The 13,845-nt window shown below is 41.4% G+C and carries 19 protein-coding genes; 11 read left to right on the forward strand and 8 right to left on the reverse strand.

The window, feature by feature from the left end:
• Nucleotides 1–34: 34 nt before the first annotated feature.
• The 6 genes from ibaG to mlaF form a co-directional block, all read right to left on the reverse strand.
• Complete coding sequence (gene ibaG / locus ACU696_RS19155; protein WP_004258269.1) at nucleotides 35–289, reverse strand: BolA family iron metabolism protein IbaG; 255 nt, start codon at nucleotides 287–289, stop codon at nucleotides 35–37.
• A gap of 222 nt (nucleotides 290–511) precedes the next feature.
• The gene (gene mlaB / locus ACU696_RS19160; RefSeq protein WP_109911682.1) at nucleotides 512–802 is read right to left on the reverse strand and encodes a lipid asymmetry maintenance protein MlaB; all 291 of its coding nucleotides are present in this window, start codon (nucleotides 800–802) and stop codon (nucleotides 512–514) included.
• A gap of 1 nt (nucleotide 803) precedes the next feature.
• Nucleotides 804–1,433, reverse strand: a complete 630-nt coding sequence (gene mlaC, locus ACU696_RS19165) for a phospholipid-binding protein MlaC (protein WP_004908281.1) — start codon at nucleotides 1,431–1,433, stop codon at nucleotides 804–806.
• A 35-nt stretch (nucleotides 1,434–1,468) separates the two neighbouring features.
• The gene (mlaD, locus tag ACU696_RS19170; RefSeq protein WP_102137924.1) at nucleotides 1,469–1,972 is read right to left on the reverse strand and encodes an outer membrane lipid asymmetry maintenance protein MlaD; all 504 of its coding nucleotides are present in this window, start codon (nucleotides 1,970–1,972) and stop codon (nucleotides 1,469–1,471) included.
• A gap of 3 nt (nucleotides 1,973–1,975) precedes the next feature.
• Entirely contained in the window at nucleotides 1,976–2,758 is a 783-nt protein-coding gene (mlaE, locus tag ACU696_RS19175) for a lipid asymmetry maintenance ABC transporter permease subunit MlaE (protein ID WP_004908276.1), read from the reverse strand.
• Between the two features lie 6 nt (nucleotides 2,759–2,764).
• On the reverse strand, nucleotides 2,765–3,568 hold the full coding sequence (mlaF, locus tag ACU696_RS19180; protein WP_004908275.1) for a phospholipid ABC transporter ATP-binding protein MlaF: 804 nt from the start codon (nucleotides 3,566–3,568) through the stop codon (nucleotides 2,765–2,767).
• Between the two features lie 478 nt (nucleotides 3,569–4,046).
• On the opposite strand from mlaF, the gene kdsD reads away from it, so the two are divergent.
• The 11 genes from kdsD to rnk all read left to right on the forward strand — a co-directional run bounded on the left by kdsD (nucleotide 4,047) and on the right by rnk (nucleotide 11,704).
• Nucleotides 4,047–5,015: an arabinose-5-phosphate isomerase KdsD gene (gene kdsD, locus ACU696_RS19185; protein ID WP_004908272.1), complete on the forward strand. Its 969-nt coding sequence runs from the start codon at nucleotides 4,047–4,049 to the stop codon at nucleotides 5,013–5,015.
• A gap of 14 nt (nucleotides 5,016–5,029) precedes the next feature.
• Nucleotides 5,030–5,590 (forward strand): 3-deoxy-manno-octulosonate-8-phosphatase KdsC, encoded by a 561-nt coding sequence (gene kdsC, locus ACU696_RS19190; protein ID WP_004908270.1) that lies wholly within the window; start codon nucleotides 5,030–5,032, stop codon nucleotides 5,588–5,590.
• 16 nt (nucleotides 5,591–5,606) lie between these two features.
• Nucleotides 5,607–6,182: an LPS export ABC transporter periplasmic protein LptC gene (gene lptC, locus ACU696_RS19195; RefSeq protein ID WP_004908267.1), complete on the forward strand. Its 576-nt coding sequence runs from the start codon at nucleotides 5,607–5,609 to the stop codon at nucleotides 6,180–6,182.
• Nucleotide 6,183: 1 nt separating this feature from the next.
• Nucleotides 6,184–6,744, forward strand: coding sequence for a lipopolysaccharide ABC transporter substrate-binding protein LptA (gene lptA / locus ACU696_RS19200; protein ID WP_004908264.1), 561 nt, complete (start codon nucleotides 6,184–6,186; stop codon nucleotides 6,742–6,744).
• Nucleotides 6,745–6,749: 5 nt separating this feature from the next.
• The gene (gene lptB / locus ACU696_RS19205; protein ID WP_004908261.1) at nucleotides 6,750–7,475 is read left to right on the forward strand and encodes an LPS export ABC transporter ATP-binding protein; all 726 of its coding nucleotides are present in this window, start codon (nucleotides 6,750–6,752) and stop codon (nucleotides 7,473–7,475) included.
• Between the two features lie 41 nt (nucleotides 7,476–7,516).
• Entirely contained in the window at nucleotides 7,517–8,962 is a 1,446-nt protein-coding gene (gene rpoN / locus ACU696_RS19210; protein ID WP_004908258.1) for an RNA polymerase factor sigma-54, read from the forward strand.
• A 22-nt stretch (nucleotides 8,963–8,984) separates the two neighbouring features.
• Nucleotides 8,985–9,272 carry a ribosome hibernation promoting factor gene (gene hpf, locus ACU696_RS19215; RefSeq protein WP_004258306.1) on the forward strand — a complete coding sequence of 96 codons (288 nt, stop codon included), beginning with the start codon at nucleotides 8,985–8,987 and terminating at the stop codon, nucleotides 9,270–9,272.
• A 93-nt stretch (nucleotides 9,273–9,365) separates the two neighbouring features.
• A complete protein-coding gene (gene ptsN / locus ACU696_RS19220) occupies nucleotides 9,366–9,833 on the forward strand; it encodes a PTS IIA-like nitrogen regulatory protein PtsN (RefSeq protein WP_196719666.1) in 468 nt (155 codons plus the stop codon).
• A gap of 119 nt (nucleotides 9,834–9,952) precedes the next feature.
• Entirely contained in the window at nucleotides 9,953–10,804 is an 852-nt protein-coding gene (gene rapZ, locus ACU696_RS19225; protein WP_004258318.1) for an RNase adapter RapZ, read from the forward strand.
• Nucleotides 10,805–10,809: 5 nt separating this feature from the next.
• Nucleotides 10,810–11,082, forward strand: coding sequence for a PTS phosphocarrier protein NPr (gene npr, locus ACU696_RS19230; RefSeq protein WP_004258320.1), 273 nt, complete (start codon nucleotides 10,810–10,812; stop codon nucleotides 11,080–11,082).
• A 211-nt stretch (nucleotides 11,083–11,293) separates the two neighbouring features.
• Entirely contained in the window at nucleotides 11,294–11,704 is a 411-nt protein-coding gene (gene rnk, locus ACU696_RS19235) for a nucleoside diphosphate kinase regulator (protein ID WP_004908251.1), read from the forward strand.
• Between the two features lie 131 nt (nucleotides 11,705–11,835).
• Here the strand turns inward: rnk and ACU696_RS19240 are convergent, their stop codons facing one another.
• Both ACU696_RS19240 and pmbA read right to left on the reverse strand, forming a co-directional pair.
• The gene (locus ACU696_RS19240; protein ID WP_004908249.1) at nucleotides 11,836–12,300 is read right to left on the reverse strand and encodes a helix-turn-helix domain-containing protein; all 465 of its coding nucleotides are present in this window, start codon (nucleotides 12,298–12,300) and stop codon (nucleotides 11,836–11,838) included.
• A 200-nt stretch (nucleotides 12,301–12,500) separates the two neighbouring features.
• The gene (pmbA, locus tag ACU696_RS19245) at nucleotides 12,501–13,841 is read right to left on the reverse strand and encodes a metalloprotease PmbA (RefSeq protein ID WP_164529166.1); all 1,341 of its coding nucleotides are present in this window, start codon (nucleotides 13,839–13,841) and stop codon (nucleotides 12,501–12,503) included.
• Between the last annotated feature and the right edge of the window lie 4 nt (nucleotides 13,842–13,845).

Here is a 13,845-nt window from a genome sequence, read left to right on the forward strand (position 1 = left end):
CGAATTTTACAGTCTGTTCGCTTAGGCTTTGTAATCAAAGGCCACTAAGTTTACGATCGCGCTCCCATTGCGCAGGGGTGTACGCTTTAATAGACAAAGCATGAATGCGGTTATCCGCAATATACTCCATTAAAGGCGCATAAATTGCTTGCTGTTGCTTAACACGGCTCATACCGTCAAACATGTCACCGACCGCGATAACCTGAAAGTGGCTACCATCACCAGTAACAATAGCCTCATTCAGAGACAATTTTTCCATCAATACTTGCTTAATTTCGTTGGTATCCATAATGACTCAATTTATTAATTATTTGTGATTTATAATTTTACTCTAAATAGTGCAAATTGCATGCATAGCATACAGAGGCATCGCAATAAGAACAGTCAGAGCTCAATCCTCTATCCTAAAGGATTAGGCTTAACACTTAAACCAAAGAAAACGCCTCTCGTGCCGAAAAGCACATAGAGGCGCTTATTTTTACATAACTTGACCCAATTTAGGATATTTAACCTAATTGAGGATAACCCCTTGAACCCCGTATAGCTCAATCAATGTGTTCAAGTTATCACTGACACCGGTTATATTCAGTGAACGGTTTTTAGCTTGGAATTCACCTTTTAAGCGAACTAGCATCGCCAACCCTGTTGAGTCAACATGTTTTAGACCAGAAACATCTATATTTTCAATGCGTTCCAGCGATGAGTCTTTTTTATCCCAAAACGACATTAGCGAATCACGGTCTAACGTCCCGGTGAGATAAAGTGTTGTTTCATTGAGTTCCCATGCTAACAACTGACTCATATTACTTTTTCTCTTCTAAAGTAATTGGCGCTTTTGCACTGATTTCTAACTGTTTTGTTAAGCCATCGACACCTTGCTTACGTAAAATATCACCCCACTCATTTTGCTTAGTCGTGATCATACTCACGCCTTCTGCAATCATGTCGTAAGCTTGCCAGTAACCTGTTTTACTATTTTTACGCCATTGGAAATCTAAACGGACGGGAGGACGGCCGTTGGTATCAACAATAGTCACGCGAATGGCGACAATGTTTTTATCTCCCAACGGTTGCTCTGGGGCTATTTGATACGTTTGGCCATGGTACATTGCCAATGCTTGACCATAGACTTGTTCGAGGTAATCTTCAAATGCGTTGAAATAAGCCTCACGCTGTGCTGGAGTTGCCCCTTTATAATAGGTTCCTAACACCAAAGCCCCTGCATATTTAACTTGTACATAAGGTAATAATTCCTCACGAACAATTGTTCTAAGATACTCGGGGTCTTGCTTAATTTTCGGTTGCTCTGATTTCAAGCGGTTAAACGTTTTCGCCGCCGCTTCATCCATTAATTTATAAGGGTTGGTTTGGTCTACTGCCATGGCAAATGGCGCGATTGCCAACATAGCAACCATCATTAAACGTTTAAACATAATTCATTCCTTTATTCTTCAAAGGGAACACCAAATTACTGTGCAGTTGACTCTGGCTCTGCACCTTGGCTATCACCACTTTTATATAAAAACTGGCCAATTAAGTCTTCTAATACCATAGCCGGCTTAGTATCTTCAAGACGCCCGCCATTTTTTAAGATTGCGATACCTAATTCTTCGTCATCTGGACCAATATTCATCGCAATATATTGTTCTCCCAACAACCCTGACGTCCGAATTGATAGTGAGCTCGAATCAGGAATATTGTCGTATTCACTCAATAAATCAATTTTAACTTCAGGAACATAGTTCTTTTTATCTAGCGTGATACTGGCAACTCGACCAATCACCACACCACCCACTTTGATTGGCGAGCCTTCTTTTAAGCCACCAATATTTTCAAAAGATGCTGAAATTTGATAGGTGGATTGGCTTCCTATCGATTTTAAATCAGCGACTTTTAAACACAAAAAGATAATTGCGGCAATCGCCAGCAACATAAAACAACCAACCCATATTTCACTTTTTTTACTTTGCATGACTTAGTTCCCAAACATCAGTGCGGTAAGTACGAAATCCAGTCCTAAAACAGACAATGACGCATGCACAACTGTTCTTGTTGTAGCTTGGCTTATCCCCTCCGAAGTTGGGATGGCATCATAGCCATTAAATAATGCGATCCAAGTAACTGTGATAGCAAAGACTAAGCTTTTAATCACACAGTTTACTAAATCTAGCCGCCAATCAACGGAAGATTGCATTGAAGCCCAGAAAAAGCCTTCATCAATCCCCTTCCAGTCAACCCCAACTAGTGCGCCACCTAAAATACCGACAGCAACAAAAATTAGAGATAACAACGGCATACTAATAAAACCAGCCCAAAAACGTGGCGCGATAACGCGCCTTAGAGGGTCAACCGCCATCATTTCAAGGCTAGAAATTTGTTCTGTCGCTTTCATTAAGCCAATTTCAGCAGTTAATGCAGAGCCCGCTCGTCCAGCAAACAACAATGCGGTTACAACAGGGCCTAACTCACGCAATAGTGAAAGCGCCACCATCATACCTAAGCTAGCTTCAGCACTAAACGTCGTGAGAACCAAATAGCCTTGTAACCCCAAAACCATCCCAATAAATAACCCAGAGACAGCAATGATCAGCAATGATTGCACACCAATGGCGTACAATTGCTTCATCAGTAATGGCCATTGTTTACGAAACTCTGGTTTACCGAGTAAGGCGCGAAACAGCATGTAACCTGCTCGACCAAACGCGGAAAATATATCAATCCATCGGCGTCCGAAGCCTGCTATCGCCTTTAATATCATTTTATTTTACCCTAATAAATCAGCCAGATAATCATTGGCGGGAAAACGGAATGGAACAGGCCCATCAGCAATGCCATCAAGGAATTGTCGTACACGAGGGTCTTGGTTTTCTCGCAATTCTTCACCCGTTCCCTGAGCAATGACATGCTGCTGCGCAACAATATAAGCATTATCTGCGATACTCAATACCTCTGGAACATCATGGGAAACCACGACACAGGTGACACCCAGCGCTTGATTAAGCTCATCAATCAATTTAACCAAAACACCCATAGTAATCGGATCTTGGCCGACAAAAGGTTCATCAAACATGATTAAATCTGGGTCAAGCGCGATAGCACGTGCTAACGCAGCACGCCGTGCCATACCTCCTGACAACTCAGATGGCATTAATTGAGCAGCGCCACGTAAACCAACCGCCTCTAGTTTCATCATCACCGTCGTATGAATCAGCGATTCTGGCAAGTTAGTGTGCTCACGTAGAGGGAAAGCCACGTTATTAAATACGTTCATATCCGTGAATAACGCCCCGGATTGAAACAGCATGCTCATCTTTTTACGAGATTGATACAGCTTTGAGCGTGACAGCGCTGGAATATTGTCGCCATCAAACCAAATTTCACCTTCATTTGGCCGTAATTGCCCACCAATCAAGCGCAGTAATGTGGTTTTACCAATCCCTGATGGCCCCATAATTGCCGTAATTTTTCCACGAGGAACCGCCAGATTAATATTTTCAAATATTTTCCGGCTTCCACGAGTAAAGGACATGTTCCGTACTTCAATTAAGTTGTCTGTCTGTGCTTGCATTGTTAAATAACTCGTTATACACCACGCGTAAATATTTTTATCCGTTCAGATGTTACCGAAAGATAAACTGAAAATCGTCAAATATCACAACAAAATAGAATTTATAGTATTATAGCGTTGAAAATATGACTTTTAGTGTTACAACCCTGTTTTTACCTTCAGATAACAGAGAAAAAACAATATAATTTACTTATAGTCAGCAAAAGCTTTCACTATTAACAGCAGATAGCTCTTAGAATGTTGTGATTTACCTAGCTTGAGGATACTCGAATTTGCCTATCCATTTTTGGTTCAAGATGCTAATGAAATCGTCTTGTACGTATTAAATTCTACATCGAAGTCCCGAAAAATACTCATTAAGTATAAAACTAACATTAAAAATAGCTTAACTGACAAAATACTTACTGATACCAAGTATTCGTTATACAATTTAATTTCGCTAATCCGATTAACTTAAAAGCTACGCATGGAACTAGAAATGTCAAACTTCGATTTTCAGAAAGTAGGTAAAGAAGTTCTCCATATCGAACACGAAGGTTTAAAAAACCTAGAACAATATATCAATACTGACTTTGACCGCGCTTGCCAGCTCATTTTTAACTGTGAAGGTAAAGTCGTCGTAATGGGAATGGGGAAATCGGGGCATATTGGCCGTAAAATTGCCGCCACACTAGCGAGTACAGGAACACCATCATTTTTTGTTCATCCGGGAGAGGCCAGTCACGGTGACCTTGGGATGATTACTCATAACGATGTTGTGTTAGCCATTTCAAATTCTGGTGAGTCAGGAGAAATTTTAGCCTTACTTCCTGTTTTAAAAAGAATTAAAGTGCCTTTAATCTGTATGACTAACAACCCTGAAAGTAATATGGGAAAATATGCAGATGTTCATTTATGTATCAAAGTCCCTCAAGAAGCCTGTCCATTGGGGCTTGCTCCTACCACGAGTACAACAGCTACACTCGTGATGGGAGATGCATTAGCGATAGCCTTATTAACCGCCCGCGGCTTCACTGCGAATGATTTCGCACTTTCGCATCCGGGTGGCGCACTTGGGCGCAAACTTTTACTCCTCGTTCGTGATTTAATGAATACGGGTGATGAAATCCCCCATATTCCTAAAAGTGCGTCTTTACGCGAGGCTTTAGTGGAAATTACCCGCAAAAAACTGGGTATGACCGTTATTTGTGATGATGATATGAATATTGAAGGTATTTTCACTGATGGGGATTTACGCCGTATCTTTGATATGGGAATCGACCTGAATAACGCTAAAATTGCTGATTTAATGACCCCCGGTGGAATTCGAGTATCACCAACCATGTTAGCGGTTGAAGCGCTTAATTTAATGCAATCTCGGCATGTGACTTCGTTATTAGTTGCAAATGATAACAAATTAGTTGGTGTGCTACATATGCATGATCTGCTTCAAGCAGGTGTTGTATAACATAAGGAAATACCATGACGTCTACCTTGTTGGAAACCTGCTATGGCCCTGTTGCCAATACTGTTTTAACCAAAGCAGAAAAAATCAAATTATTGATCTGCGATGTTGATGGTGTCATGTCTGATGGCTTGGTCTATATGGGAAATAATGGCGAAGAACTCAAAGCCTTTAATGTCCGTGACGGCTATGGGATACGTTGCTTATTAACTTCCGGTATTGAGGTCGCCATCATTACAGGAAGAAAAGCGAAGCTTCTTGAAGATAGGGCCCAAACATTAGGCATTACATATCTTTACCAAGGTCAAAGCGATAAGCTTTTGGCGTATCACGAACTGTTAGATACACTACAATTATCAGCTGAAGAAATAGCTTATATTGGGGACGATCTGATTGACTGGCCTGTTATGGCTAAAGTAGGCTTATCCGTCGCCGTCGCGGATGCCCATCCTTTGTTATTACCGCGAGCGGATTATGTGACTCGCATTGGCGGAGGAAAAGGCGCAGTCCGCGAACTTTGTGACCTTATTTTGCTTTCTCAAGGCAAACTGGAAGAAGCAAAAGGTTTATCAATATAACGAATAGATTGAATTCATGAGCAATGCGAAGAAGTGGTTAATTATTATTTTATCCTTGGTTGTATTAGGGCTTATCGGCTGGAATTTAGCAGGTAGTGATTCTGACAACCAAGAGGATAAAGTAATTAATGATGGTCAACCTAATTATCAAACTGATGATTCAGTGACTTTTGTCTATAATCCAACGGGTAATTTAGCGTATAAACTCGTTTCAGATAAAATAGATAACTACACTGAAGGAAAAATCACGTGGTTTTCAAAACCGGTTCTAACCACTTATAACGAAGCGGGCGAGCCAACTTGGACGGTTAAGGCTTTCAAGGCTAGGTTAACGAACGATAGAATTCTCTATTTATATAGCGATGTTCAGGTTGATAGCTTAACCAAAGACTCGCAGATCCAACGAATTACAACTGAGAGTGCAGTTGTCAATTTGACAACACAAGACGTTTCATCTGATGATAAAGTGACCATTATTGGACAAGGTCTCAATTCTACCGGTATGAAAATGAAGGGAAACCTTCGTACAAGAACGGCTGAATTAATCGAAGATGTTAAAACTCATTATGTGTTACAACCAGAAGAGCATTAAAATGAATCAAGTAACTAAGAAACGTTTTATTCAAGGAGCTGTTGCCAGTGCAATCTTGGCTCTTAGCCTACCTGCAATGGCATTAAAAAGTGATACGCAGCAGCCAATGACGATTAATTCGGTCAAACAATCTCTTGATTTAGAAAAAAACGTCACCACCTTTACTGATGATGTTGTTATTAAACAAGGTTCTATTGATATCAGAGCCAATAAAGTGGTTGTAACACGTCCAAGTAGTGACTCGGATAAAATTGTGATTGAGGCCTTTGGTACCCCGGTTACCTTTTACCAATTACAGGATGATGGCAAACCAATTAAAGGCCATGCCAGCAAAGCCCGTTATGAGGTCGATAAACAGCTCGTCACCTTAACAGGCAATGCTTATCTTGAGCAGTTAGACAGCAATATCCAAGGTGACAAAATTACCTATTTGGTTCCTACGCAGCAAATGGAAGCATTTAGTGATAAAGGTAAACGCGTCACCACTGTAATACTGCCAGCCCAATTGCAAGAAAAAGGCCCAGCAGCGAATAAAAATTCATCAGCAAGTAAGAGTAAATAACTGTTATGGCTACACTAACCGCTGAAAATCTAGCTAAAGCCTATAAAAAACGTAAGGTCGTTGAAGATGTCAGCCTGGAAGTTAAATCAGGAGAAATCGTTGGCTTGTTGGGACCAAACGGTGCCGGTAAAACCACAACCTTTTATATGGTTGTGGGTATTGTTCAGCGGGACGCTGGCAAAATTATGATTGATGGTGAAGATATCAGCCTTCTACCACTGCATGAACGTGCTCGTCGTGGAATTGGCTATCTTCCTCAAGAAGCCTCAATTTTTCGCCGCCTCAGCGTTTATGATAACTTAATGGCTGTGTTAGAAATTCGCGAAGATTTGAGCTCCCAGCAACGTAAAGAACGTGCTGAGGAATTGATGGAAGAATTTAGTATCACCCATCTTCGGGACAGTATGGGGCAGTCGCTATCCGGTGGGGAACGCCGCCGTGTGGAAATTGCGCGTGCACTTGCTGCTAACCCAAAATTTATTTTATTAGACGAACCTTTTGCGGGTGTAGACCCTATTTCCGTCTTAGATATCAAAAAAATCATTCAGCACTTAAGAGATTACGGCCTCGGCGTTTTAATTACCGACCATAATGTGCGGGAAACCTTAGATGTGTGTGAAAGAGCCTATATTGTCAGCCAAGGGCACTTAATTGCGCATGGGTCACCAACCATGATCTTAGAGAACGAACAAGTGAAACGTGTATACTTAGGTGAAGGTTTCCGGTTATAAATTATCGTGTTGTCATTTTTTAGGGAGAATAAAACAGATTCATGAAGCAAAGTTTGCAGCTTAGAGTCAGTCAACAACTTGCAATGACCCCTCAATTGCAGCAAGCTATCCGCTTGTTGCAGCTGTCTACACTTGAGCTTCAGCAAGAAATTCAACTTGCCTTGGAAACCAACCCACTTCTTGAACAAGAAGAGTTGAATTCCGAGCCCGAATCTATTGACTCCCTAAATGAAAATACCGATACCAGTGAACTCGATACCAAAGACGCTCTTGAAAATCATGATATGCCAGATGAGCTCCCTTTAGATGCTGATTGGGATGAAATATATACTGCAGGAACACCGTCAGGGACCAGTAACGATTATAGTTTTGATGAACTGCCTGTTTATCAAGGTGAAACGACACAAACGCTGCAAGATTACTTGACATGGCAAGCTGAGCTGACCCCTTTTACTGACACAGACAGGGCAATCGCTACTGCCATTATTGATTCAATAGACGATTCCGGTTATCTGACAACAGCAATTTCTGATATACATGAAGGGATTGATAACCCTGAAATTAGCATAGAAGAAGTCATCGCTGTCCTAAAGCGTATTCAGCATTTCGACCCGCTGGGTGTTGCAGCACAAGATTTAAAAGAGTGTTTATTAATCCAATTGTCGCTGTATCCTCAGCAAACTGATGGGCTACAAGATGCAAAGCGCATTATTAGTAACCATATTGATTTGCTGGCTAACCGTGATTTTCGCCAGCTGAGTAAATTAACTCGCTTAAAAGAAGATGCACTAAAAACCGCGATAGACCTGATTTTAACGCTGAATCCAAAACCCGGCCAATCCATCAATACTGGGGAATCAGAATACGTCATTCCTGATGTTTTAGTGAAAAAAATTGCTGGGCACTGGCAAGTTGAGTTAAATACAGATAGCATCCCTAAACTAAGTATTAATAACCATTATGCTTCGATGCTAAATAATTCAGCAAATGAAGATGACTCGCAATATATTCGTAGTCATCTGCAAGATGCAAAATGGTTGATTAAAAGCCTTGAAAGCCGCCACGAGACACTCTTAAAAGTCGCGACTTGTATTGTAGAACAGCAACAAGAATTCTTTGAGCTGGGTGAGGAATATATGAAACCGATGATACTGGCCGATATCGCCTATCAAGTGGACATGCATGAATCAACCATCTCACGAGTAACAACTCAAAAGTTTCTCCATAGTCCACGAGGCATTTTTGAGTTGAAGTATTTTTTCTCCAGCCATGTTAATACGGACACAGGTGGCGAAGCCTCCTCAACCGCAATTCGAGCATTGGTGAAAAAACTGGTTGCTGCTGAAAACCCAGCAAAACCATTGAGTGACAGTAAATTGACGAGTATGCTGGCAGAACAAGGCATTCAAGTCGCTCGCAGAACTGTTGCTAAGTATCGAGAATCGTTATCCATTCCGCCCTCTAACCAGCGTAAGCAGCTGGTTTAATTGATAAAATAAGGAAGATTGTATGGAATTTCAGATTACTGGACACAATATTGAAGTTACTCCTGCATTGCGCGAGACTGTTGAGAAAAAACTCAAAAAATTGGAGCAATTGTTTGATCGTATTAATGGTATCCAAGTTGTCTTGAAAGTTGAAAAAGTTCAGCAAATTGCTGAAGCAACCGTGCAAGTTAATGGAGCGGATCTCCACGCATCAGCGGAAGAAAACGATATGTACGCTGCTATAGATATACTCGTAGACAAACTGTCGCGCCAATTAACCAAACATAAAGAAAAACTGAGACAACATTAATACATTGACGCGGCTTATTAATTAGCCGAATAATGTTTCAAACCAGATGGTGGGATACATCATCTGGTTTTGTAGTCCTAAGTGAACAATAAAATGAATAGTGATATAGAAATCCAGTTAAACGTTGTTTTATCATCAGCCTGTACACGTAATAATATTGTGTGCACCAGTAAAAAAAGAGCTTTAGAAATTATTAGTGAGCTGGCTGCCGTTGAATTGGAATTACCTGAAAATACGGTATTTGAAGCGTTATTAACCAGAGAAAAAGTTGGCACAACAGGTATTGGCGGCGGTATTGCCATTCCTCATGGAAAGCTGAACGAAGATGAAAGTAGCCGTGCTGTCGGTGTCTTTTTACATTTAGAAGAGCCGATTGCTTTTGATGCAATTGATAACCAGCCTGTTGACTTGCTTTTCGCTTTACTCGTGCCATCAGACCAATGTAAAACGCACCTGCATACGTTGTCGCTTATCGCCAAAAAATTAGCCGATAAAACGCTCTGTAAACGCCTGCGCAGTGCACAAAGTGATGAAGAGCTATACAGCATAATTACAGAGTAAGCGATAAATTATGTATCTTGCCATATGCAAATGATATTGTTATGGTTTCTAAGTAATATTAATTGGCAAGTACTGCTTTTCAAGAAACACATTATTAAGAAACAAAAGGGAGCAAGCTCATGGTGCTGATGATAGTCAGCGGCCGTTCCGGTTCGGGGAAATCCGTTGCCTTACGTGCGCTGGAAGATATGGGTTTCTATTGCGTAGATAACCTACCGGTTGTATTACTGCCGGAGTTAGCGAATTCACTGGCTGATCGTAATATTTCAGCAGCGGTAAGCATCGACGTGCGTAATATGCCCGACAATCCAGAGATTTTCGAAGAAGCGATTGATAAATTACCATCAACCTTCTCTCCTCAATTATTGTTTCTAGATGCCGACCGTAACACGCTTATACGTCGTTATAGTGACACTCGTCGGTTGCACCCACTTTCAAGTAAAAATCTTTCGCTTGAAAGCGCAATAGATGAGGAAAATGAGCTACTTGAACCTTTACGCTCTCGTGCTGATTTAGTTATTGATACCTCAGAAATGTCCGTTCATGAATTAGCTGAAATGCTAAGAACACGTTTGATGGGCAAACGTGAGCGTGAACTGACAATGGTGTTTGAATCCTTTGGTTTCAAACATGGTATTCCTATTGATGCCGATTATGTATTCGATGTGCGTTTTTTACCAAACCCGCACTGGGATCCGAAATTACGCCCAATGACAGGTCTTGACCGGCCCGTTGCTGCATTCTTAGATAGGCATACTGAAGTCCATAACTTCATCTACCAAACTCGTAGTTATTTAGAATTATGGCTACCGATGTTAGAAACCAATAACCGTAGCTATTTAACTGTTGCGATTGGCTGTACAGGAGGGAAACACCGTTCAGTATACGTCGCAGAACAACTTGCCGATTATTTCCGTTCCCGTGGTAAAAATGTGCAGTCACGCCACAGAACATTGGAAAAGCGTAAATAACAGCAATGACCGTAAAAGCCACAATAACGCTCAAAAATCGGCTTGGGATGCATGCACGGCCTGCCATGTTACTCTATGATTTAGTTAAACAATTTAACTCTAGAGTTATTTTGCGTAATAATAATCAAATTGAGGCGGAGGCCGATAGCGTTATTGCGATGTTGATGTTAGACTCAGAACAAGGCAGTAAGATTGATATCGAGGTTAGCGGTCCGGATGAAAATCAGGCCTTGTCTGCAATTATCAACCTATTCGAAAACAGGTTTGACGAAGAATAGTTGATGAAATGATGAAAAATAGCAGAGTTTCAAGCTAGCTATAGCATGTCAATCAGTAGATTTTTATCTAGGCAGGCTTAGAGATCGTGATCATGATCTCTTCCCTTTAAAGCGTATAGCGCCTAATATTTTAAACAAACTTATTTCTAGCGACACCCCCTACCTTATGGGTGGGGGGTGTTTGCTTTGTATGTCTCTATTGGAGTGTGGTATGACAAAGCCAACAATTATTATCAATGATTTAGATGCTGAACGTTTAGATGCACTGATGGAACAGCCGGCTTATGCGGGCACACCGGTTGCCGAAGCGCTCAATGATGAACTTGACCGTGCAGATATTCTTAGCCCACAAGAAATCCCTGCGGATGTGGTCACGATGAACAGTACCGTTCGCTTTTTGGATTTAATCAGCAACGAAGAACGCACACGCACCTTAGTTTACCCAGCGTCACTGAAAGATAGCGCGGAGCAACTGTCTGTGATGGCTCCGATTGGTGCAGCCTTGTTGGGCTTGCATGTAAACGATGAAATCAGCTGGGAATTGCCAAACGGTGTTCAAACACGTGTTCGTGTACTTGAAATCGTTTATCAACCAGAAGCAGCTGGTGAGTTCCACCGTTAATCACGACAACGGCTGAATTAAAGAAGGCTTAGCGAAAAAAGTTTTATTTAAAAAACTCAGGCAAGTCCTCTAACCTATTCAGGCACTCAATTGAGTGCCTTTTTTGTTTTAATAGGTAGTAAGGATATAAGCTAGTGCTTTTTAGTCATATTTATCAATCTATTATTTTCCCATTGGTGAAAGAGCTTATCCAATAAAAACAGTTTGATTACCTTTATCGCTAACAACCCGCCCCAAATAGCACTAACCCAAATAGGCCAATGGCTCTCTGGTGTATAAATATAATTAGCGGTATACAGTATTACGCATACAATAATCGCTGTTATTATATTTTTAAGTAACTTTGTTTCATTTCTTACCCGCTTTTTAGCCTCTTCTATCCGATTATCTAGCTCAATACTTTCGGGTAAAGGTGTAGATGTCAGTTCAGACACACTCACATTAAATACTGATGCTAATGCACTGAGTGTTTCTAAGCTAGGTACTTCACCGTTTTCAATTCGTTGGATAGTTCTTGTGCTCAGTGATGATAGTAGAGCGAGCTGTTCTTGAGACCAAGCTCGCGCTAATCTCAATTGTTTAATTTTATTTTCCATCATAACCTACTTTAAAAATCGAATGATCTTAGGAGATGGCTATACTGTCAGCATAATGCAATCATGACCACGACAGCATGACGACAGAGCGACGACACCGCAGTGACAGTGGTAAATACTATTTTATAGAATAAAAAACGCCCAATAACAAATGTATTAGGCGCCTTGTTTCACACAAAACAGAGGAAGAACAAAAGGAGTTACTCTCCTGCAATGCTCATTTCTGGGATCAATACCGAACCACACTGAATATTACTGCGAGTTTCAATATCATCAGCAATAGTCACCATATTCGCCCACATATCTTTTAGGTTTCCAGCAATAGTAATTTCACTCACTGGGTACTGAATCTCACCATTTTCGACCCAAAAACCTGAAGCGCCACGAGAATAATCTCCTGTAATCCCACTCACCCCTTGACCCATTAACTCAGTAACGATTAGCCCTGTTCCCATTTGTTTCAGTAATGCATCAAATGAAAGCCCTTGGCCTGCAATACGCCAGTTATGGATGCCGCCCGCGTGGCCAGTGCTTTGTAAACCTAGCTTTCTTGCTGAATAGCTGGTCATCAACCACGTTTGTAGAACACCATTTTCGACGATATTGCGTTCACAAGTGCGAACACCTTCGCTATCAAAAGGTGATGATGCTAATCCCCCCATTAAATGCGGTTGCTCATTGATAGTTAGCCAGCTTGGTAGAATTTGTTTTCCTAGGCTATCTAATAAGAAAGAAGATTTACGGTAAATACTGCTGCCACTAATAGCACCAACTAAGTGGCCAAATAGACCTGTTGCCACTTCGGCCGCAAAAATAACAGGCGCTTTCATCGTAGGTAATTTACGAGGTGACAAACGAGATAAGGTGCGACGAGCGCACTCCTGCCCTACCCACTCAGGGGACTGTAATGCGTCTAAGCTACGACCGATCGTATAAGCGTAATCACGTTCCATCTCACCATTTTGCTCTGCAATCACACAACTCGACATCGAATAGCGGCTTGAGCAGTAGCTTTGCAGCATACCATGGGAGTTGCCAAACACACGTACACCATAGTGCCCATTAAAACTGCCGCCTTCGGTATTCACAATGCGGGGGTCTGCATTTAATGCTGACATTTCTGCAACTGATGCTAAGCGGATAGCTTCTTCGGGAGAAAGTTCGCTCGCTTGAAACAAATTGAGGTCAGGAGCTTCAAAAGCCAACAAAGATTTGTCTGCCGGCCCTGCACACGGATCTTCTGAGGTGTAATTAGCGATATCAATTGCCGCCTGAACGGTGCGTTCAATCGCTTCAGGGCTTAAATCTGTAGAAGAGGCACTACCTTTACGTTGTTGATGATAAACGGTGATCCCTAATGCCCCATCACTGTTAAACTCAACATTTTCGACTTCCCCTTGGCGGGTACTCACACTAATTCCTGTGCTTTTGTTTACTGCGACTTCCGCAGCATCACAACGTGTTTTTGCAAATTCTAATGCGTGTGCGACGGCTTCTTCGAGTTTTTTACGTTGTTCAGTGACTTGTTCAGTTACACTCATGCTT

The organism is Providencia sp. PROV_01, assembly GCF_053098325.1.

Excerpts from the sequence above, each read along its gene's own strand:
- kdsC (WP_004908270.1), top strand. The coding sequence starts at position 5,030 with ATGACGTCTACCTTGTTGGAAACCTGCTATGGCCCTGTTGCCAATACT.
- mlaC (WP_004908281.1), bottom strand. The coding sequence starts at position 1,433 with ATGTTTAAACGTTTAATGATGGTTGCTATGTTGGCAATCGCGCCATTT.
- hpf (WP_004258306.1), top strand. The coding sequence starts at position 8,985 with ATGGAATTTCAGATTACTGGACACAATATTGAAGTTACTCCTGCATTG.
- rpoN (WP_004908258.1), top strand. The coding sequence starts at position 7,517 with ATGAAGCAAAGTTTGCAGCTTAGAGTCAGTCAACAACTTGCAATGACC.
- pmbA (WP_164529166.1), bottom strand. The coding sequence starts at position 13,841 with ATGAGTGTAACTGAACAAGTCACTGAACAACGTAAAAAACTCGAAGAA.
- ACU696_RS19240 (WP_004908249.1), bottom strand. The coding sequence starts at position 12,300 with ATGGAAAATAAAATTAAACAATTGAGATTAGCGCGAGCTTGGTCTCAA.
- ptsN (WP_196719666.1), top strand. The coding sequence starts at position 9,366 with ATGAATAGTGATATAGAAATCCAGTTAAACGTTGTTTTATCATCAGCC.
- ibaG (WP_004258269.1), bottom strand. The coding sequence starts at position 289 with ATGGATACCAACGAAATTAAGCAAGTATTGATGGAAAAATTGTCTCTG.
- lptB (WP_004908261.1), top strand. The coding sequence starts at position 6,750 with ATGGCTACACTAACCGCTGAAAATCTAGCTAAAGCCTATAAAAAACGT.
- npr (WP_004258320.1), top strand. The coding sequence starts at position 10,810 with ATGACCGTAAAAGCCACAATAACGCTCAAAAATCGGCTTGGGATGCAT.
- rapZ (WP_004258318.1), top strand. The coding sequence starts at position 9,953 with ATGGTGCTGATGATAGTCAGCGGCCGTTCCGGTTCGGGGAAATCCGTT.
- mlaB (WP_109911682.1), bottom strand. The coding sequence starts at position 802 with ATGAGTCAGTTGTTAGCATGGGAACTCAATGAAACAACACTTTATCTC.
- lptC (WP_004908267.1), top strand. The coding sequence starts at position 5,607 with ATGAGCAATGCGAAGAAGTGGTTAATTATTATTTTATCCTTGGTTGTA.
- lptA (WP_004908264.1), top strand. The coding sequence starts at position 6,184 with ATGAATCAAGTAACTAAGAAACGTTTTATTCAAGGAGCTGTTGCCAGT.
- kdsD (WP_004908272.1), top strand. The coding sequence starts at position 4,047 with ATGTCAAACTTCGATTTTCAGAAAGTAGGTAAAGAAGTTCTCCATATC.
- mlaE (WP_004908276.1), bottom strand. The coding sequence starts at position 2,758 with ATGATATTAAAGGCGATAGCAGGCTTCGGACGCCGATGGATTGATATA.
- rnk (WP_004908251.1), top strand. The coding sequence starts at position 11,294 with ATGACAAAGCCAACAATTATTATCAATGATTTAGATGCTGAACGTTTA.
- mlaF (WP_004908275.1), bottom strand. The coding sequence starts at position 3,568 with ATGCAAGCACAGACAGACAACTTAATTGAAGTACGGAACATGTCCTTT.
- mlaD (WP_102137924.1), bottom strand. The coding sequence starts at position 1,972 with ATGCAAAGTAAAAAAAGTGAAATATGGGTTGGTTGTTTTATGTTGCTG.